The organism is Cupriavidus ulmosensis, from assembly GCF_977008105.1.
This window is the reverse complement of record NZ_CDRMWP010000001.1, coordinates 1,528,606-1,547,871: the sequence shown is the minus strand read 5'-3', so window position 1 is coordinate 1,547,871 and position 19,266 is coordinate 1,528,606. Positions and strand designations below refer to the sequence as shown.

The window sequence follows — 19,266 nt, the reverse complement described above, 5'->3', positions numbered from 1 at the left end:
GGCGCGGGCGGCCCGAGGAGGCGCCGGCCGATGTGGAGGGCGGTGCGCACCCGCGCCGCGGAGGCCGCCGCGCGCGGCGTTTTTCGCGGCCGCACGGCGCCGGATGCGGCCTATTCGGCGGCCGGCGCCCCGCCCTGCCACGCCGACCATTCGATGCGCCAGCGCGGCGCGGCCGGCGCCTGCGGCCACCGGCGGTGCATGCCGAGGCCGGCCGCGAACACCAGCTGGCCGCCGGCCCACAGCAGCGGCAGGCGCGCGCGCCGCGCCGCCGGCACGCCGGCTTCCTGGTAGGCCTGCTTGAGCGCGCGCGCGGGGCCGCCGGGGCGCAGCACGATGCGTTCCCCGCCCTGCCGCGCGGCCAGTCGCAGCGGCTCGCGCAGCACGGCCTCGGGCACGCCGAAGGTGTCGTCGCGCGTGAAGCGCAGTTCGCCGCGCCACGATGGCGCGGGCAGGCTCGCCTCGCCGTTCCAGCGCAGGGCCAGTTCCGGCGGGGACACATCCGGCTCGGCGCGGCAGGCCAGCACGCGGCCCTGGAAACGCCGCAGCACCAGCGCTTCGTGACGGATGGCGGGCTCGCCGCCGTCGTGCCGGATCAACTGCGCGCGCATGGCGGACAGCCGCGCGGTGGACGGCGCCTGCGTGCCGAGCTCGCGCAGCCACAGGCGCAGCACGGCGTCGGCCTGGGCCGCGGACAACGTGCGCAGCCCGGCGAGGTCGAGCTCGGCCACGGTGGCGGCGTCGCGCGGCGGGCGCACCAGCGGCGCCATCCATTCCGTGGCGAGCGCGTCGAGCAGTTCGCCGGCCTGCGCGAGGTGCGCGGCGGCCTGCGCCACGTTGGCGCGCAGCGCCGGGAATGCGGCGGCCAGCGCCGGCATGTGCTGGCGCAGCGCGTTGCGGGCGAAACGCGGGTCGTGGTTGGAGGGGTCGTCGATCCACGGCAGCGCGTGGACCGCGCAGTAGGCGTCGATCTGGTCGCGGCCCGCGTCGAGCCAGGGACGCAGCAGCACGATCTGCCGGTCCGCACCCATGCGCCGCAGGCGCGGCATGCCGCCCAGCCCGGCCAGGCCGCTGCCGCGGAACAGGCGCAGCAGCACGGTCTCGGCCTGGTCGTCCTGGTGATGGGCGAACAGCAGCAGGTGCGCGCCGGCCTCGCCGCACATGGCTTCGAGCGCGGCGTAGCGCGCGCGCCGCGCGGCGGCTTCGAGGCCTTCGCCGTGCTGCTGGCCGACGGTGACGCGGCGGCTCAGGAACGGCACCTGCCAGTCGCGGCACAGCGATGCGCAGAACGCATCCCACTCGTCGGCGCGGGCCTGCAGGCCGTGGTGCACGTGCAGCGCCACCACGCGCAGCGGCAGCGCGGCGGCGCACACCGCCGCGCGCAGCGCGTGCAGCAGCGCGACCGAGTCGCGCCCGCCCGACAGCGCCACCGCCACCGTGCCGCTCCGCTCGCCGGGACCAGAAACGACAAAGGCCGCACCGGCCTGGAGGGCCTGTGCGACCTTGTCGGTCAAGCCGGCGGACGGATCAGCCCGCCGTGCCGGATTCCTTGAACTTGCCATAGGCCAGCAAGCGCGCGTGGCGGCGCGCCTGCAGCTCCTTCACGTCCATGCCCTGGAACTGGCGCAGCGAATCGGCCAGCGAGCGCTTGAGCATGGCGGCCATGCCCTTGGCGTCGCGGTGCGCGCCGCCGAGCGGCTCGCTGACGATCTTGTCGATCAGGCCGAGCGCCTTGAGGCGGTGCGCGGTCAGGCCCAGCGCCTCGGCGGCTTCGGGCGCCTTCTCGGCGGTCTTCCACAGGATCGAGGCGCAGCCTTCCGGCGAGATCACGGCGTAGGTGGCGAACTGCAGCATCTGCACCACGTCGCCCACGGCGATCGCCAGCGCGCCGCCGGAGCCGCCTTCGCCGATGATGGTGGCGATCAGGGGCACCTTGAGGCCGGCCATCACGTAGAGGTTGTGGCCGATGGCCTCGGACTGGCCGCGCTCTTCGGCGTCGATGCCGGGGAATGCGCCCGGGGTGTCGACGAAGGTGAAGATCGGCAGGCCGAACTTGTCCGCCAGCTCCATCAGGCGCTTGGCCTTGCGGTAGCCTTCGGGCTTGGACATGCCGAAGTTGCGCAGCGCGCGCTCCTTGGTGTCGCGGCCCTTCTGGTGGCCGATCACCATGCAGGCCTGGCCGTTGAAGCGGGCCAGCCCGCCCACGATGGAGAGATCGTCGGCAAACGCGCGGTCGCCGTGCAGCTCGTGGAAATCGGTGAAGATTTCGCGCACGTAGTCCAGCGTGTAGGGACGCTGCGGATGCCGGGCGATCTGCGCCACCTGCCACGGGGTCAGGTTGGCGTAGATGTCCTTGGTAAGCTGCTGGCTCTTGCCGGCCAGCCGCGAGATTTCTTCGGAGATGTCGACAGCCGAATCGTCCTGCACGAAACGCAGTTCTTCGATCTTTGCCTCGAGTTCGGCAATGGGCTGCTCAAAATCCAGGAAGGTGGTTTTCATGAGAATCACACGTACCTGTCTGTGAAGGGGCGCATTCTACCGGAATTCGCCCGCTGAACCGCAAGTCTGCGGATGCAGTCTCGCGCACTTCCTTGCAAATTCTGCGCCCCGTCAGGCTAATAGGTCACTGGCAGCGGGTCAAGGCTGCGCCACATGTACCAGGTGGCCACGGTGCGCCAGGGCTCCCAGTTGGCGGCAACCTCGCGCGCCTCACTGCGCGTGACGGGCTCGCCGCTGAAATAATTAGCCGAAATGGCGTTGATCAGGCCGACGTCGTCGAGCGGCAGCACGTTGGGCCGCATCAGGTTGAACATCAGGAACATCTCGGCGGTCCAGCGGCCGATGCCGCGGATCTGCGTGAGCTCGGCGATGACCGCTTCGTCGTCCATCTCCGCCCAGCTTCCCACGTGCACGCGCCCGGCCTTGAAATGCTCGGCGAGGTCGACGATGTACTCGGCCTTGCGGCGCGACAGGCCGCACCCGGCCAGGCTCTCGTACCCGGCCTTGAGCATCTGCGCCGGCGTCAGCCGGGGACAGAGCGCCGCCAGCCGTTCCCACACGGTCTGCGCGGCCTTGACCGAGATCTGCTGGCCGACCACCGAGCGGGCCAGCGTGATGAAGGGGTCGCCGCGCGAGATCAGGTGCGCGGGGCCGTAGGTGGGGATCATCTTGCGCAGGATGCGGTCGCGCTTCATCAGGTCGGCGCAGGCCTCGTCCCAGTAAGCGGGACGCACCGCGTCGACCACGGCCTCGACCGGCAGCGGCACCGCCTGCGCCTCGGGCAGCGCGGGCGCCTTGGCGGCGCGCGCGCCGGCCTTGGGTGCCGGCTTCACCGGCTTGGCGGCGGCCTTGGCCACGCCTGCGGCCTTGGCCGGCCGGGGCGCGGCGGCCTTGCCGGCCGCGGCGGTCTTGGCCGGCGCCGCGGGCGGCACCGTCTTGCGCGCGGCAGCGTTCAAGCGCGCCTCCACTCGGTGACACCGCCCGGCTTGTCTTCGAGGATCACGCCGCCGGCCAGCAGCTCGGCGCGGATGCGGTCGGCCTCGGCGAAATTGCGCCCGGCCTTGGCTTCCTTGCGCGCGGCGATCAGCGCCTCGATCTGCCCGGGCTGCAGGCCGTCGGCGCTCTTGCCGCCTTGCAGGAAGGCGTGCGCGTCGCGCCCGAGCAGGCCCAGCGTGGCGCCCAGGCCCTTGAGCTGGCGTGCCATCGCCGGCGCGCCGGTGCGGTTGACCTCGCTGGCGAGGTCGAACAGCACGGCCATCGCGATCGGCGTGTTGAAGTCGTCGCCCATCGCGTCGACGAAGCGCTTCGCGTGCGCTTCCTCCCAGTCGAGCGGCTCGCCGTCGGGCTGCACGTCCTTGAGCGCGGTGTACAGGCGCGTGAGCGAATGGCGGGCGTCGTCGAGATGCGCGTCGCTGTAGTTCAGCGGGCTGCGGTAGTGCGCGCGCAGGATGAAGAAGCGCACCACTTCCGCGTCGTAGGCGGCCAGCACCTCGCGGATGGTGAAGAAGTTGCCGAGCGACTTCGACATCTTCTCGTCGTTGATGCGCACGAAGCCGTTGTGCATCCACAGGTTGACGAAGGTCTGGCCGCTCGCCCCCTCGGACTGCGCGATCTCGTTCTCGTGGTGCGGGAACTGCAGGTCGGCGCCGCCGCCGTGGATGTCGAAATGCTCGCCCAGCAGCGCGCAGCTCATGGCCGAGCATTCGATGTGCCAGCCCGGGCGGCCCACGCCCCACTTCGACTGCCACTTGCTTTCGGCCGGCTCGCTTTCCTTGGCCGACTTCCACAGCACGAAGTCGAGCGGGTCGTGCTTGGCCTCGTTGGCGGCCACGCGCTCGCCGGCGCGCAGGTCCTCGAGCGACTTGCCCGACAGGCGGCCGTAGTTCGGGAACTTGCGCACCGCATAGTTCACGTCGCCGTCGCTGGCCTGGTAGGCCAGGCCGCGCGCCTCGAGCTTGCCGATGATGTCGAGCATCTGCGGCACGTACTCGGTGGCGCGCGGCTCGTGGTCCGGGCGCTGGATGCCGAGCGCGTCGGCATCTTCGTGCATGTAGCGGATGAAGCGGTCGGTCAGCGCGCCGATGGTCTCGCCGTTCTCGGCCGCGCGGCGGATGATCTTGTCGTCGATGTCGGTGATGTTCTGCACATACGTCACCTCGTAGCCGGCAGTGCGCAGCCAGCGCTGCACCATGTCGAACACCACCATCACGCGCGCGTGGCCGACGTGGCAATAGTCGTACACCGTCATGCCGCAGACGTACATGCGCACGCGGCCGGGTTCGATTGGCACGAAGAGCTGCTTTTCACGCGCGAGCGTGTTGTAGATATTCAGTGGATACATGAAACGAGGTGAATGGAAGAGAAATCCTGCCGGCAGCATGACAGGTTGCGACAGCGACGGCACAACAGGGCACAGCGACACGGCCAGGCGACAAGGCGACAAGGCGACAATCGCGCCAGATCGTCATGCCATTGTCGCGCCATTCGCGAGTCCGGCGATTTGCGCCCGGGCAAATTCCGGCGCGCCCCATATCTTACCGGAAGCGCCCGCCCGCCGTGACGCGCCCCGCGCCTCGCGGCGCACCACGGCGGCACCCGGAGGCGGCCCGCCGCGCGCCGCGGCGCGCCCGCACAAGCGGCAAAGCGCGGCCCGCGGGCCGCGCTTTGCTAGAATGCCGCGGAGTATAACGGACCGCCCTTACATGAGCCTGTTCCTGCCCACCCTGAAAACCGCTTCACCCAAGCCCGCGCGCCGACGCACCGCGGCCGCGTCGATCGGCCTGGCGGCAATGCTGGCGGGCCTGCTGGCGGCGGCACCCGCCGGCGCGCAGAACGGGCCGCTCTCGCTGGCGGCGCCGGCCACGCCACCGGGCGGCGTGCGCTCGGCGGACCCGGGCATGGCCGCGGCGCAGAAGGCCGCGGCGCAGCAACACTACGACGAGGCCATCAGCGGCTTCGACCGCGTGCTGGCCACCAACCCGCGCAATGCGCAGGCGCGTTTCGAGCGCGCCTGGGCGCTGGCCCAGGCCGGGCGCGAGGACGAGGCGATTGCCGCGCTGTCGTCGATGGCCCAGGACTTCCCCGAGCTGCCCGAGCCGCACAACAACCTGGCGCTGCTGTATGCCAGGCGCGGCGACCTCAAGCGCGCCGAGGCGGAATTGCTGCTCGCGGTCGAGGTCAGGCCAGGCTTCTCGGTCGGCTACGCCAATCTCGGCGACGTCTACCGCCGCCTGGCCGAGACTGCCTACCGCGACGCGCTGCGCCGCAACCCGGCGGACGCCGTGGCGCAGGCCGGCCTCCGGCAGCTGACGGCCACCCCGGCGCCGGCAGCGCCGGCCGCCGGCGCGCGGCGCAAGCCGGCCGCCAGCGCCGCCGCGGCCGCCACCGAGACCCGCGCGAGCGGCGCCGCCAGCGATGCCGCCGCCGAACCCGCGCGGTAACGTCACAGACGCCATAGCCGCCGCATCCTCCCTATCCGGCAGGCGGGCCGCGGCCCGTCCCCAATGTTTCCCCGACCCACGGAGTCAAGCATGATTTTTTCGCGTCGCCTCGTCCTTGCCGGCCTGTTCGCCGGTGCCCTGGCGCTGTCGCCGCTGGCCTCGCAGGCACAGCAGACCAGGACCGAACGGGTGCAGTTCGTCACCAGCGCGGGCAAATTCACGATCGAGGTCTACCCCGATGCCGCGCCCAAGACCGTGGCGAACTTCCTCGAGTACGTCAAGAGCGGCTTCTACAGCGGCACCATCTTCCACCGCGTCATCAACGGCTTCATGGTGCAGGGCGGCGGCTTCGACCGCGACATGAAGCAGAAGGCCACGCGCGCGCCGATCCCGCTGGAAGCGCAGAACGGGCTGAAGAACAAGGCCGGCACGGTGGCGATGGCGCGCACCAGCGATCCCAACTCGGCCACCGCACAGTTCTTCGTCAATGTGGTGGATAATTCCAACCTCGACTATCCGCAGCCGGACGGCAACGGCTATGCCGTGTTCGGCAAGGTGGTGGAAGGCATGGATACCGTCGACAAGATCAAGAGCGCGCCTACCACGTCATATGGCCCGATGCACAACGTGCCGGCCGCGCCGATCGTCATCGAGTCGGCCACGGTCGTCAAGTAAGGCTGCACGGCCGCCCCGCCCCGTCGTCACGCCGGGCAACAGCCAGGCAATCACCGAACAGAGGAAAGCAACATGTCCAAGGTAGAACTCCACACCAACCAGGGTGTCATCACCATCGAGCTCGACGCCGAGAAGGCGCCGAAGTCGGTCGAGAATTTCCTGTCCTACGTGCGCAAGGGCCACTACGACAACACGATTTTCCACCGCGTCATCAAGAACTTCATGATCCAGGGCGGCGGCTTCGAGCCCGGCATGAAGCAAAAGGGCACCGACGCCCCGATCGAGAACGAGGCCGGCAACGGCCTCAAGAACGACCGCTACACGGTGGCGATGGCGCGCACCAACGCGCCCCACTCGGCCACCGCGCAGTTCTTCATCAACACGGTCGACAACGACTTCCTCAACTTCACCTCGCCGACCCCGCAGGGCTTCGGCTACGCCGTGTTCGGCAAGGTGAGCGAAGGCGCCGACGTGGTCGAGAAGATCAAGGGCGTGCGCACCGGCAGCGCCGGCTTCCACCAGGACGTGCCGCTCGAGGACGTGGTCATCGAAAAGGCCGTGGTGGTCGAGTAAATCCGCGGCGCAGCCCGGCGGTCCGTGCCGCCGGGTGGCGCCGGGTCGCGGCATGATGTCGGGCCAGAACTTCTTTCCCTCCCCATGACCATGCCCCCCTCCACGCCGGCTGCCGGCGCCCTCGCGGTGCCGGAGCCGGCGTGGTTCATTTCCGACCTGCACCTCACGCCCGCGATGCCGCGCACGCTGGCGTCGTTCGAGCGCGTGCTCGAGCGCGCCGCCGTGCAGGCGCGCGCGCTGTTCATCCTCGGCGACTTCTTCGAGTTCTGGGTGGGCGACGAGGAGACCGACAGCCCGTTCGCGGCGCAGATCGCGGCCCGGCTGCGCGAGCTGGCCCGCTACGGCGTGCAGGTGTACCTGATGCACGGCAACCGCGATTTCCTGCTGGGCGAGCGCTTCGCGCGCGCCGCCGGGGCCACGCTGCTGCCCGACCCGACCGTGATCGACTGCGCCGGGCAGCGCGTGGCGCTGAGCCACGGCGACATGCTGTGCACCGGCGACGCGCGCTATATGCGCTTTCGCCGCTGGACCCGCAAGGGCTGGGTGCAGCGCGCGTTCCTGGCGCTGCCGCTGGCGCTGCGCCTGCGCGTGGCGCGCCGGCTGCGCGCCGACAGCGAAGCCGGCCGCGCCCGCCAGGCGCGCCGCGACGCGCCGCCCGACTACGGCGACACCGCGCCGCAGGCGGTGGCCGCGCTGCTGCGCGCCAGCCGCGCGCCGGTGCTGGTGCACGGCCACACCCACCGCCCCGCGCGCCACGAAAGCGCCGAAGGCGTGCGCTGGGTGCTGACCGACTGGGACCTCGACGGCCGGCGCCCGCGCGCGGCGGTGCTGCAGCTCGACGCCAGCGGCTTCAGCGTGCTGCCGCAGGCGGACTGAGCGTGCCCGGCGCGGCCCCGCGCCGCCATCATCGTCACTTCATCAGCTTGCGCAGCTCGCTGGCGTCGAACCGGTCGTTCGGCGTGTTCTCGAGATGCTCGCCGAGCCGGTCCAGCGCGGCCATCACGATCTCCAGCCGCTCGTGCTGCTGCGCGGCGTTGTCGATCAGGCTCTTGAGCGCCAGCGAGACCGGGTCGTCCGCGTTGGGCGTGATGCCGTAGGCCGAGAATTCCTGCTTGGCGCCCTGCTGCGCGCCGGGCGCGTCGGGCAGGATGATGCGCGCCGGCACGCCCACCGCGGTGGCGCCCGGCGGCACCGGCTTGAGCACCACGGCGTTGGAGCCGATGCGCGCGCCGTCGCCGATGGTGTAGCCGCCCAGCACCTTGGCGCCGGCGCTGACCACCACGCCCGCGCCCAGCGTGGGATGCCGCTTCTGCCCCTTGTAGAGCGAGGTGCCGCCCAGCGTCACGCCCTGGTAGATGGTACAGTCGTCGCCGATCTCGGCGGTCTCGCCCACCACCACGCCCATGCCGTGGTCGATGAACACGCGCCGCCCGACCTTGGCGCCCGGGTGGATCTCGATGCCGGTGAGAAAGCGCGACCAGTGCGAGATCCAGCGCCCCAGCCAGTGAAAGCCCGCGTTCCAGCAGGCGTGCGCGAACCGGTGGAACACCACGGCATGCAGGCCGGGATAGCAGGTCAGCACCTCGAGACGGCTGCGCGCGGCGGGATCGCGCCGCATGATGGCGTCGATATCTTCCTTCAGACGAGAGAACATCGTGGTCGTGTCGTGTTGCCCTGCCGTGCGCCGCGGGCCCCGGCCCGGTCAGGTGCGCCGGGGTGGAAACGCGATCGCCGGCATGGTCGTTGGCCGGTGGGAACGGAGCAGGGAGTGTAAGAGATTTGGTGCCCTGCTGCCGTCATGGACATTGACTGCGCGTGCGCCGCCCCGTCCGCGCTGGCGGACGCCGGCGGCGCCGGCCGTCAACATCGCGCGGGCGCGCGGAACGGCCCGGTCGTCGTGCCGGCTACCGGGCCGGTTGTCGGGCCAACTGCCGGGCCGGTCGTCGTCAGGCCGATCGCGTGGATCGCGCCGAAGGCAGGAATCTGCACCACCGCTTACGTCTCCTGTTTGCCCGGCGCGCGCGCGGCGCCGGGGACCTCGCCGCGCGCGGCCAGCAGCATGTGCTTGGCGATGCCGCGCAGGATGTTCACTTCTTCGCGCTCCAGCCCGCTGCGCGCCAGCAGCCGGCGCAGGCGCGGCATCAGCTTCTTGGGCGCGGCCGGGTCGAGAAAGCCGATCGCCTCGAGCCCCGTCTGCAGGTGGCCGAACATGGCCTCGACCTGCTCGGCGGTGGCCGGCTCGCCAGCATAGCCGATCTCGGCCAGCGGCGTGGCGCGCGGCGCCAGCAGGGCCAGCCGCATCTCGTAGGCGATCAGCTGCACGGCCTGCGCCAGGTTGAGCGAAGTGTAGGCCGGGTTGGCCGGAATGTGCGTGACCGCCGCGCAGCGCGCCACGGCCTCGTTGGGCAGGCCGAAGCGCTCGTTGCCGAACACGAAGGCCACATGCGCGCCGGCCGGCGGCTCGCCGGGCGTGGCGGCCAGACGCGCGGCGATGCGGCCGGCGGCCTGCGCGGCGGCGTCGCGCGGCAGCAGGCGCGGCGGGCCGAACTCGCGCTGGCGCGCGGTCAGCGCCACCGCGTAGGCGGTGCCGGCCAGCGCGTGCTCGATGCCGTCCACGATCACCGCGCCGGCCAGCACGTCGTCGGCGCCGCTGGCCATCGCCACCGCGTCCGGGTGCGCGCGCACTTCCGGCTCGCGCGGCGCGACCAGCACCAGGCTGCCCGGCACGGCGCCGAAGCCCATCGTCTTGATGGCCCGCGCGACCGCGCCGACGTTGCCGGGATGGCTGGTCTCCACCAGCACGAAGCGCACGGCGGCGAAGGCCGCGGGTGCGCCCTGCGTCATATCCATTGGCTGGCGCGGCGTGGCGGCGGCGTCGCCGGCGGCGGCACTCGTCTGGTTCGGCGGGTTCATATACAATCCAGGCTTCATCTTCGGTGCGCCGCCCGTTCCGCCGGTTTCCGGCCAAGGCGACGCGCCCGTTCTTCTACAATTCGTTGTGTTGTCAGCCGCCCCCGGAGGGCAGCGCGCCCGGCCTTTCGCGCCGGGGGGCGCACTCCTGGCCGGCCTGGAGAGATTCATGCATCCGATGCTCAATATCGCCGTCAAGGCGGCCCGCAAGGCAGGTTCCGTTATCAACCGCGCGTCGATGGACGTCGACCGGGTCCATGTCTCCCGCAAGCAGCACAACGATTTCGTCACCGAAGTCGACCGCGCCGCAGAGGCCGCGATCATCGAGATCATCCACACGGCCTACCCGGAACACGCCATTCTAGCGGAAGAGTCCGGCCAGTCCTGGGCCGAGGGCGAGGAAGCCGGCGAATACACGTGGGTGATCGACCCGCTCGACGGCACCACCAACTTCATCCACGGCTTTCCCCAGTATTGCGTCTCCATCGCCCAGCTGCACAAGGGCGTGCCGGTGCAGGCCGTGGTCTACGACCCCACGCGCGACGAGCTCTTCACCGCCAGCAAGGGCGCCGGCGCGTTCCTGAACAACCGCCGCATCCGCGTCTCGCGCCGCGACAAGCTGGCCGACTGCCTGGTCGGCACCGGCTTCCCGTACCGCGACCTGGCCGGCCTGGACCAGTACATGGAGCTGTTCGCGCTGATGACGCAGAACTGCGCCGGCCTGCGCCGCCCGGGCGCCGCCGCACTGGATCTGGCCTACGTGGCCTGCGGCCGCACCGACGGCTTCTTCGAGCAGGGCCTCAAGCCCTGGGACATGGCCGCCGGCATGCTGCTGGTGACCGAGGCCGGCGGCCTGACCGGCAACTACGCCGGCGAGGCGCGCCAGCTCGAGCAGGGCGAGATCCTGGCCGGCAACCCCAAGGCGTTCGCGCAGATGGTGCGCCTGCTGTCGCCGTTCTCGGCCGACCACGCCAAGGCGGCCTGAGCCTCCCCCGCCGCCCGCTCGCAACGCCCGCCCCTCATGGAGCGGGCGTTTTCGTTTGCGCGCAGGCGGCGCATACGCCGTGTGAGCCTGATCCATATCAAGGCCCGCGGTGCCGCGCCGGCACACAATGAAGGCATGCGCTGCCGGCACCCTCGCCCTGGCGCGGGCCCCCGCCCGCTGCAGGCCGCCGCGCAGCCCGGACCGCCACTTCAAGGAGCCTCGCATGTTTCCCGAATTCCGCGAACTGATCTCTGTGCTCAAGGCACAGGACACGCACTTCGCCAAGCTGTTCCATCGCCACAACGAGATGGACCAGGAAATCAAGAACATGGAAGCCGGGCTGGTGCCGGCCGACAGCACCGCCATCGAGTCCCTCAAGAAGGAAAAGCTCAAGCTCAAGGACGAGCTTTACGTCATCCTGCGCAAGGCTTCGGCCTGAAGCACCGCCCCCTCCCCAACGCCCCAACCCAGGTACCACCCATGTTCAAGCACATCCTCCTCCCCATCGACGGTTCCGAGCTTTCCCAGAAGGCCGTCGGCGCCGCCATCGAGTTCGCCCGCGCCACCGGCGCCAAGCTGACCGCCTACATGAGCCTGGAGGAATATCCGTTCCTGCCGACCAGCGACGCCACCCACGAGAAGCGCTCGGTGTTCGAGCAGCGCGTCGAGGCCGCCGCGCGCGCCGAGCTGTCGCGCATCGAAGCGTCCGCGGCGCTGGCCGGCGTGCCGTGCAACGCCGTCACCTCGGTTTCGGCCGCGCCGTACCGCGGCATCATCGCCACCGCCGCCGAGCAGGGCTGCGACGTGATCTTCATGGCATCGCACGGCCGCAGCGGCATCAGCGGCCTGCTGCTCGGCAGCGAAACGCAGAAGGTGCTCACGCACAGCACCATCCCGGTGCTGGTGTTCCGCTGAGCGCACGCGCGCCAGCCCTCCCTCCGCGCCCCGCTCACCGGGGCGCGTTGCCGTGCCCGGCGCCCTCGCCGGGCGCCGCCAGCCCCAAGCCGCGCGGCCGGTGCTGTACCATATCGCCCATCTTCCGAAATACCCCCTTGCGTCCCGAGGCAGGCCCCTCGCGCGGCCGGATTGTTTCCGCCGCGCCCGCGCCGCGCGCCGTGCGCGCCGATCGGGCCGGCAAGGCGGTGGCAAGCACGGGGGCGCCGGCAGCGGCCCTCCGTGCCAAACAGGTTTAATGGCAATGGGATTGCAGAAAAAGACGGACCCGGACCAGACGGCGGCGGAGGCTTCCGGCGCCAAGCACACGCCGATGATGCAGCAGTATCTGCGCCTCAAGGCCGACCATCCGGACACCTTGCTGTTCTACCGGATGGGCGACTTCTACGAGCTCTTCCATGACGACGCGGAGAAAGCCTCGCGGCTGCTGGACATCACGCTGACCGCGCGCGGCGCCTCCAACGGCGTGCCGATCCGCATGGCCGGCATTCCGTTCCACTCGGTGGACCAGTACCTCGCGCGCCTGGTCAAGCTGGGCGAGTCGGTGGCGATCTGCGAGCAGATCGGCGACCCCGCCACCAGCAAGGGGCCGGTGGAGCGCAAGGTGGTGCGCATCGTCACCCCCGGCACGCTGACCGACGCGGCGCTGCTGCCGGACAAGGCCGACACCTTCCTGATGGCGGTGCACCAGCACACCACGCGCCGCGGCGTGAGCAAGATGGGGCTGGCCTGGCTCAACCTCGCCAGCGGCGAGCTGCGCCTGATGGAGTGCGAAGTGGCGCAGCTGGGCCGCGAACTGGAGCGCATCCGCCCGGCCGAGCTGCTGTTCGCCGACGGCATCGAGCTGCCGGCGCTGGCCTGCGCGCGCACGCGCCTGCCGGAATGGCATTTCGACCAGGAGGCCGGCACGCGCCGCCTGCGCGAGCAGCTCGGCGTGGCCAGCCTGGACCCGTTCGGCTGCGCCGGGCTGGGCGCGGCGCTGGGCGCGGTGGGCGCGCTGCTGAACTACGCGGCCTCCACCCAGGGCCAGTCGCTGCGCCACGTGCAGGGCGTGACGGTCGAGCGCGAATCGGAATTCGTCGGCCTGGACACCGCCACGCGCCGCAACCTGGAGCTGACCGAGACCCTGCGCGGCGGCGAATCGCCCACGCTGTTCTCGCTGCTCGACACCTGCGCCACCACGATGGGCAGCCGCCTGCTGCGCCACTGGCTGCACCACCCGCTGCGCGACCGCGCGCTGCCGCAGGCGCGCCAGCAGGCCATCGGCGCGCTGCTGGAGCAGGGCATCGAGCCGCTGCGCGCGGCGCTGCGCCGGCTGTCCGACGTGGAGCGCATCACCGCGCGCCTGGCGCTGCTCAACGCGCGCCCGCGCGACCTGTCCTCGCTGCGCGACACGCTGGCCGCGCTGCCCGAGGTGCAGGCCCGCGTGCGGCCCGACGAGGCCGCGCCGCTGCTGAGCCAGACCGTGGCCGAGCTGGCCGTGCCGCAGGACTGCCAGGCGCTGCTGGTGGCCGCGGTGGCGCCCGAGCCGGCCAGCGTGGTGCGCGACGGCGGCGTGATCGCGCGCGGCTTCGACGCCGAGCTCGACGAGCTGCGCGACATCTCCGAGAACTGCGGCCAGTTCCTGGTCGACCTGGAGACGCGCGAGCGCACCCGCACCGGCATCGCCAACCTGCGCGTGGAATACAACCGCGTGCACGGCTTCTACATCGAAGTGACCAACGGCCAGGCCGACAAGGTCCCCGACGACTACCGCCGCCGCCAGACGCTGAAGAACGCCGAGCGCTACATCACGCCCGAGCTCAAGGCCTTCGAGGACAAGGCGCTGTCGGCGCAGGACCGCGCGCTGGCGCGCGAGAAGCAGCTCTACGACGCGCTGCTGCAGCAGTTGCTGCCGCATATCGGCGAGCTGCGCCGCGTGGCCGGCGCGCTGGCCCGACTGGACGTGCTGGCGGCGCTGGCCGAGCGCGCGCAGACGCTGGACTGGACCCGGCCCGAGCGCGTCGACGAGAACGCCATCGACATCGCGCAGGGCCGCCATCCGGTGGTGGAAGGCCAGCTCGCGTCGGAGTCGGTGCCGTTCATCGCCAACGACTGCCAACTGACCGAGGCACGCAAGCTGCTGCTGATCACCGGCCCGAACATGGGCGGCAAGTCGACCTTCATGCGCCAGACCGCGCTGATCGTGCTGCTGGCCTGCGTGGGCGCCTACGTACCCGCGCGGCGCGCGGTGATCGGCCCGATCGACCGCATCTTCACCCGCATCGGCGCGGCCGACGACCTCGCCGGCGGGCGCTCCACCTTCATGGTGGAGATGACCGAGGCGGCCGGCATCCTGCACAACGCCACCCCGGCCAGCCTGGTGCTGATGGACGAGATCGGCCGCGGCACCTCGACCTTCGACGGCCTCGCGCTGGCGTGGGCGATCGCGCGCCACCTGCTGGCGCACAACCGCAGCCACACGCTGTTCGCCACGCACTACTTCGAGCTCACGCAACTGCCGCAGGAGTTCACGCAGGCGGCCAACGTGCATCTCTCGGCGGTGGAGCACGGCGACGGCATCGTGTTCCTGCACGCCGTGCAGGACGGCCCGGCCAGCCAGAGCTACGGCCTGCAGGTGGCGCAGCTGGCGGGCGTGCCGCAGCCGGTGATCCGCGCCGCGCGCAAGCACCTGGCGTGGCTGGAGCAGCAGTCGGCCGACGCCACGCCCACGCCGCAGCTCGACCTGTTCGCCGCGCCGCCGGCGCCGGACGAGGAGGCATACGAGGACGACTACGCGCAGCCCGCCGCGGCGCAGGGCGGCGCGATGTCGCCGGAGCAGTCCGCGCTGCTCGACGCCATCGGCGGGCTCGACCCCGACAGCCTGACCCCGCGCGAGGCACTCGACGCGCTCTACCGGCTGCGGGCGCTGGCCAGGGATGCGGTAGCCACCGCATGACGCCGACCGGGCCGCGCCGCCGCCACGCGCCGGCGCGCGCGCTGGCCCGCGCCGTGCTGCTGGGCGCGGCGCTGGCCCTGCCCGCGCTGCACGCGGCGGCGGCGCCCCGGCGCGCCGCCGCGCCGGCCGCCGCGACCGTGCGCCTGGCGCTGATCGCCGACCAGCCGCAGTGGCCCGCGGCCGAGGCGCGCACCGCGCACCTGCTCGACTACGCCGCCGAGCGCCGGCTCGATTTCGTGGTGCACCTGGGCGGCATCAAGGGCGACACCGAATCGTGCGGCGACGCCCTGCTCGCGGCGCGCCAGCGCCTGCTCGACCAGTCGCCGCTGCCGCTGGTCTACCTGCCCGGCGAAACCGACTGGGCGGAATGCCAGCGCGACGTGAACGGCCATTTCGACGCGGTGGAGCGCCTCAACCGGCTGCGCGAGCTGTTCTTTCCCGACGACGCCACACTGGGCCAGCGCACCGCCGCGCTGATGCGGCAGTCCGACCAGGCCACCTTCCGCAGCTACCGCGAGAACGTGCGCTGGAGCGCCGGCGGCGCGCTGCTGGTGACGCTGAACCTGCCCGGCGACAACAACCACTATCGCTCCGAGGGCGGCCGCAACGGCGAGTTCGAGGACCGCCGCGAGGCCAACCGCCAGTGGCTCGCGCGCGCGTTCTCGCTGGCGCAGCAGCAGAACCTGCCCGGCATCGTGGTGCTGGTCCACGCCGATCCGCAGTTCGGCAACGGCTGGGAGCAGCGCGGCAACCCGTCGCTGTTCGACGGCTTCCTGCGCCGCCGCGCGCGCGACGGTTTCCTGGAATTCAAGCGCCAGTTGCGCGAACTGGCCGCGCGCTATCGCGGCCAGGTACTGCTGGTGCATACCAGCCTGGGCGGCTTCGGCATCGACACGCCGCTGCGCGATGCCGGCGGCAAGACGCTGCGCAACGTGACCCGCGTGGCGCTGCCGGCCGGCGCGCCCGGGCAGTACGCCGAACTGGCGATCACGCCGGGCTCGCCCAGGCCGTTCGAGGTGACGCTCAGGGACGGCCCGGGGCCGGACTGAGCGGCGCGGGGGACGATGCGGCGGCCAGGATGGCAGCCAATGCGGTGGCCCATGAAAGCGAAAAGCCGGCAAAGCCGGCTTTTCGGGAGCGAACGTGCTGCGCGGCGGTGCGCACTCAGTGCAGCGTGCGCTTGCTGTCATCCTCGTCTTCGTCCTCGTCCACCACCTCGACGCCCGAGGCGCCGTGGGCGTGGCCATGCTGGACTTCGTCGTCGGTGGCTTCGCGCACTTCCGACACCTGCAGCCAGAAGCGCAGCGCCATGCCGGCCAGCGGATGGTTGCCGTCGAGCACGACCTTGTCTTCGGCCACGTCGGTCACGGTATAGATGATCGAATCGTCTTCGTCGCCGTCCTCGGGCACGCCCTCGAACTGCATGCCGATCTCGAGCGGCTCGGGGAAGCGGTCGCGCGGCTCCACCTTGACCATCTCGGCGTCGTAATCGCCGAACGCTTCGTCGGGCTCGAGCTGGAGCTGGGTCTCGAAGCCGGCTTCGTGGCCTTCCAGCGCTTCCTCGATCTTGGGGAACGTGCCATCATAGCCGCCGTGCAAATAGACCATCGGCTCATCCGATTCCTCGATCAGATTGCCCTGCGCATCCGACAGCTTGTACACCACGGATACCACCGTGTTCTTAGCGATTTTCAATTCTTGACTCCATGAACGATTCCGCATTATACGCGCAGGCCTTGCCCCCCGGCCCCGTCGATCCAGACGTGCCGCTCCCCCTGCTGGGAGGCATGACGCCGGCCGCTTTCATGCGCGATATCTGGCACCGCAAGCCCCTGCTGATCCGACAGGCCATACCGGGAATCGTGCCGCCGGTATCGCGCGAGTCCCTTTTCGAACTGGCCGACCGGGACGACGTCGAGTCCCGCCTGGTGTCGCACTTCCGCAACCGCTGGAAGCTCGAGCAGGGCCCCTTCGCCGCCGACAACCTGCCCTCGCTCAAGACGCGCCAATGGACCCTGCTGGTGCAGGGCGTCAACCTCCACGATAGTGCAGCCGCGGCATTGCTGGGGCAATTCCGTTTCGCCCCCGATGCGCGCCTTGACGACCTGATGGTCAGCTACGCCACCGACGGCGGCGGCGTGGGTCCGCATTTCGACTCCTACGACGTGTTCCTGCTGCAAGTATCGGGCCGGCGGCGCTGGCGCATCTCGTCCCAGCCCCGGCTCGACCTGGTGCCGGACCTGCCGCTCAAGATCCTGGCCGACTTCACGCCCGAGCAGGAATGGGTGCTGGAGCCCGGCGACATGCTCTACCTGCCGCCGCAATACGCGCACGACGGCGTGGCCGAGGGCGAGTGCATGACCTACTCCGTCGGCTTCCGCGCGCCGGCCTACCGCGAGCTGGCCGGGCATTTCCTGGCCTGGCTGTCGGAGACGGTCGAGGACAACGAGGAACTCGAGGGCCGCTACGCGGACCCGGGCGAGGCCGCCACCGCGCGGCCGGCGCAATTGCCGGCCGGCATGGTGCGCGCGGTCGGCGAGCGCCTCGGTGCCCTTCGTTGGTCGGGTAGCATGATTTCCGAGTTTCTGGGCACCCACCTTTCCGAGCCGAAGCCGAGCGTGGAATTCCCGGAGATACCGGAAATCACGCTGAAGAAATACACCAAGCTGGCACTATCTCACGGCATCGTGCTGGCGCCGGGATCGATCGCGCTGTACGACCGCACCCATTTCTTTATCAACGGCGAAGCCTACGAACCGCCCGCGGAACTGGCGCGCTGGCTGCGCCAACTGGCCGACCGGCGCCATCTGAGTGCCGCCGAAGTGGCCGCCAGCGCCGCTCTGCCCGACCTGATGGAGACCTTTCATCACTGGGCGCTGGAGGGTTGGCTGCAATTTGCGCCATCTCCGCTGTAATAATCCGTAACAAGCAAAAACAGGAAAAGACAGCGCTACACAAGCCGGGAAAACGCGGATATAATCGTCGGCTGGCTAGTACTGTGTACCACTGCATTTGTCGGCACCCGGGAGAGCCTCTATTTTGCAGTTCAAGAGCGATAATTACCGGTAATTATTCATCGCCTGTTTTTCTGTTATTAAAGTTAAAGGACGAACAATGAAGAAGTCTCTCCTGATCGCATCGCTGCTCGCCGCCGTTGCTCTCGCCGCTTGCGGCAAGAAAGAAGAAGCCGCCGCTCCCGCACCGGAAGCTTCGGCTCCCGCCGCTGCTGCTCCGGCACCGGAAGCTTCGGCTCCCGCTGCTGCCCCGGCTGCTGACGCTTCGGCTCCGGCCGCTGACGCTTCGGCTCCCGCTGCCGACGCTTCGGCTCCTGCTGCAAAGCAGTAATCGGTCTCGACCGATAAGAAAGCCGACCTTCGGGTCGGCTTTTTTTCGTCCATGCGGTTCGTTTCCGCACCGGCTGTCGCATGGCAGCCACACGCGCGGCGGCGCCCCGGATTCAGGCCCTGACCGGCTGCCAGCCCAGCCCTTCGTGCTGGTCCGCCACCAGGATCTCGCTGGCCGCCGCGGAAAGTGCTCCCGCCAGCGCCTGCGTCGCCAGTTCCCGCGTATTGTTCTGCTGGCTCAGGTGCGCCGCCACCACGCGCTGGAGTCCCGGGTGCGCCACGCGCGCCAGGATCCCGGCCGCGACCTCGTTGGCGAGGTGGCCGAAATCGCCGCCGATGCGCCGCTTCAGCGAGGCCGGATAGGCGGAGTTGCGCAGCATCTCGCGGTCATGGTTGCACTCGAGCACCAGCGCGTGCACGCCCGACAGGCGCGCGGTGATGTACGGCGTTTCCATGCCGGCGTCGGTCAGCACGCCGAGCTTCGCGTCGCCGTCGCCAAGCACGAACTGCAGCGGCTCGCGCGCGTCGTGCGGCACCGTGTACGGCAGGATCTGGAGCGCGCCGATGGCCAGCGGATGGTCGGCGCAGCAAACCCGCACGTCGGCCGTCTCGGCCCCGCGCAGGTGCGAGGTGGCCAGCCAGGTGCCGTGGCTGGTGTAGACCGCCAGGTCGTGGCGCGAGGCGAACGCATAGGCCGAGCCGACGTGGTCGCCATGCTCGTGCGTGACCAGCACCGCGTCGAGCTGGTCCGGCGTGACGCCGAGCCGCTCGAGCCGGCGCGCGGTCTCGCGGATGCCGAAACCGCAGTCGAGCAGCACCCGTGTGGTGGCGCTGCCCTCGCGCGCTTCGATCAACAGGGAATTGCCCTCGCTGCCGCTGCCGAGAAAGGCGAAGCGCATCATGCGCCGGCCTCGCGCGGCAGCTTGCGGGAGCCTCCCGCGGCAGGACGCC

At 70.7% G+C, this 19,266-nt stretch carries 19 protein-coding genes; 11 read left to right on the top strand and 8 right to left on the bottom strand.

Features of this window, described 5'->3' with window-relative positions:
* Nucleotides 1–110: 110 nt before the first annotated feature.
* From tilS to cysS, 4 genes are all read right to left on the bottom strand, one after another.
* Nucleotides 111–1,559 carry a tRNA lysidine(34) synthetase TilS gene (gene tilS, locus ACWTPI_RS07110; RefSeq protein ID WP_454731255.1) on the bottom strand — a complete coding sequence of 483 codons (1,449 nt, stop codon included), beginning with the start codon at nt 1,557–1,559 and terminating at the stop codon, nt 111–113.
* Nucleotides 1,525–2,496: an acetyl-CoA carboxylase carboxyltransferase subunit alpha gene (locus ACWTPI_RS07105; protein WP_020206155.1), complete on the bottom strand. Its 972-nt coding sequence runs from the start codon at nt 2,494–2,496 to the stop codon at nt 1,525–1,527. The genes tilS and ACWTPI_RS07105 overlap by 35 nt, the downstream gene beginning before the upstream one ends.
* Nucleotides 2,497–2,612: 116 nt before the next feature.
* Nucleotides 2,613–3,452 (bottom strand): DNA-3-methyladenine glycosylase family protein, encoded by an 840-nt coding sequence (locus tag ACWTPI_RS07100; protein WP_454731254.1) that lies wholly within the window; start codon nt 3,450–3,452, stop codon nt 2,613–2,615.
* Nucleotides 3,449–4,837: a cysteine--tRNA ligase gene (gene cysS, locus ACWTPI_RS07095; protein ID WP_020206157.1), complete on the bottom strand. Its 1,389-nt coding sequence runs from the start codon at nt 4,835–4,837 to the stop codon at nt 3,449–3,451. Before cysS ends, ACWTPI_RS07100 begins: the two co-directional genes overlap by 4 nt.
* A gap of 361 nt (nt 4,838–5,198) precedes the next feature.
* Between cysS and ACWTPI_RS07090 the strand changes: the two genes are divergently transcribed.
* The 4 genes from ACWTPI_RS07090 (at nt 5,199) to ACWTPI_RS07075 (ending at nt 8,060) form a co-directional block, all read left to right on the top strand.
* Nucleotides 5,199–5,936, top strand: a complete 738-nt coding sequence (locus ACWTPI_RS07090) for a tetratricopeptide repeat protein (RefSeq protein ID WP_454731253.1) — start codon at nt 5,199–5,201, stop codon at nt 5,934–5,936.
* A 90-nt stretch (nt 5,937–6,026) separates the two neighbouring features.
* Nucleotides 6,027–6,611, top strand: coding sequence for a peptidylprolyl isomerase (locus ACWTPI_RS07085; protein WP_020207076.1), 585 nt, complete (start codon nt 6,027–6,029; stop codon nt 6,609–6,611).
* 72 nt (nt 6,612–6,683) lie between these two features.
* On the top strand, nt 6,684–7,184 hold the full coding sequence (locus tag ACWTPI_RS07080) for a peptidylprolyl isomerase (protein WP_020207077.1): 501 nt from the start codon (nt 6,684–6,686) through the stop codon (nt 7,182–7,184).
* 84 nt (nt 7,185–7,268) lie between these two features.
* Nucleotides 7,269–8,060, top strand: a complete 792-nt coding sequence (locus tag ACWTPI_RS07075; RefSeq protein ID WP_059412928.1) for a UDP-2,3-diacylglucosamine diphosphatase — start codon at nt 7,269–7,271, stop codon at nt 8,058–8,060.
* Between the two features lie 34 nt (nt 8,061–8,094).
* Here the strand turns inward: ACWTPI_RS07075 and cysE are convergent, their stop codons facing one another.
* A complete protein-coding gene (cysE, locus tag ACWTPI_RS07070; protein WP_020207079.1) occupies nt 8,095–8,838 on the bottom strand; it encodes a serine O-acetyltransferase in 744 nt (247 codons plus the stop codon).
* A 341-nt stretch (nt 8,839–9,179) separates the two neighbouring features.
* A complete protein-coding gene (locus tag ACWTPI_RS07065; protein ID WP_231586533.1) occupies nt 9,180–10,097 on the bottom strand; it encodes an RNA methyltransferase in 918 nt (305 codons plus the stop codon).
* A gap of 166 nt (nt 10,098–10,263) precedes the next feature.
* Here ACWTPI_RS07065 and ACWTPI_RS07060 point away from each other — a divergent pair, with 166 nt between their 5' ends.
* The 5 genes from ACWTPI_RS07060 to ACWTPI_RS07040 all read left to right on the top strand — a co-directional run bounded on the left by ACWTPI_RS07060 (nt 10,264) and on the right by ACWTPI_RS07040 (nt 16,020).
* Nucleotides 10,264–11,079 (top strand): inositol monophosphatase family protein, encoded by an 816-nt coding sequence (locus ACWTPI_RS07060; RefSeq protein ID WP_020207011.1) that lies wholly within the window; start codon nt 10,264–10,266, stop codon nt 11,077–11,079.
* Between the two features lie 223 nt (nt 11,080–11,302).
* Entirely contained in the window at nt 11,303–11,518 is a 216-nt protein-coding gene (locus ACWTPI_RS07055; RefSeq protein ID WP_020207012.1) for a YdcH family protein, read from the top strand.
* Nucleotides 11,519–11,559: 41 nt separating this feature from the next.
* Entirely contained in the window at nt 11,560–11,994 is a 435-nt protein-coding gene (locus ACWTPI_RS07050) for a universal stress protein (protein ID WP_020207013.1), read from the top strand.
* A 283-nt stretch (nt 11,995–12,277) separates the two neighbouring features.
* Nucleotides 12,278–14,971: a DNA mismatch repair protein MutS gene (mutS, locus tag ACWTPI_RS07045; protein ID WP_454731252.1), complete on the top strand. Its 2,694-nt coding sequence runs from the start codon at nt 12,278–12,280 to the stop codon at nt 14,969–14,971.
* Nucleotides 14,968–16,020, top strand: a complete 1,053-nt coding sequence (locus ACWTPI_RS07040; protein WP_454731251.1) for a hypothetical protein — start codon at nt 14,968–14,970, stop codon at nt 16,018–16,020. Before mutS ends, ACWTPI_RS07040 begins: the two co-directional genes overlap by 4 nt.
* A 115-nt stretch (nt 16,021–16,135) precedes the next feature.
* Here the strand turns inward: ACWTPI_RS07040 and ACWTPI_RS07035 are convergent, their stop codons facing one another.
* Nucleotides 16,136–16,666, bottom strand: a complete 531-nt coding sequence (locus ACWTPI_RS07035; protein ID WP_059412930.1) for an FKBP-type peptidyl-prolyl cis-trans isomerase — start codon at nt 16,664–16,666, stop codon at nt 16,136–16,138.
* 11 nt (nt 16,667–16,677) lie between these two features.
* Between ACWTPI_RS07035 and ACWTPI_RS07030 the strand changes: the two genes are divergently transcribed.
* Both ACWTPI_RS07030 and ACWTPI_RS07025 read left to right on the top strand, forming a co-directional pair.
* On the top strand, nt 16,678–17,886 hold the full coding sequence (locus ACWTPI_RS07030) for a cupin domain-containing protein (protein ID WP_196812842.1): 1,209 nt from the start codon (nt 16,678–16,680) through the stop codon (nt 17,884–17,886).
* 199 nt (nt 17,887–18,085) lie between these two features.
* Nucleotides 18,086–18,316 (top strand): hypothetical protein, encoded by a 231-nt coding sequence (locus ACWTPI_RS07025; protein WP_081651328.1) that lies wholly within the window; start codon nt 18,086–18,088, stop codon nt 18,314–18,316.
* Nucleotides 18,317–18,428: 112 nt separating this feature from the next.
* Here ACWTPI_RS07025 and ACWTPI_RS07020 read toward each other — a convergent pair whose 3' ends face one another.
* Nucleotides 18,429–19,217, bottom strand: a complete 789-nt coding sequence (locus tag ACWTPI_RS07020) for an MBL fold metallo-hydrolase (RefSeq protein WP_020201477.1) — start codon at nt 19,215–19,217, stop codon at nt 18,429–18,431.
* Nucleotides 19,218–19,266: the final 49 nt, after the last annotated feature.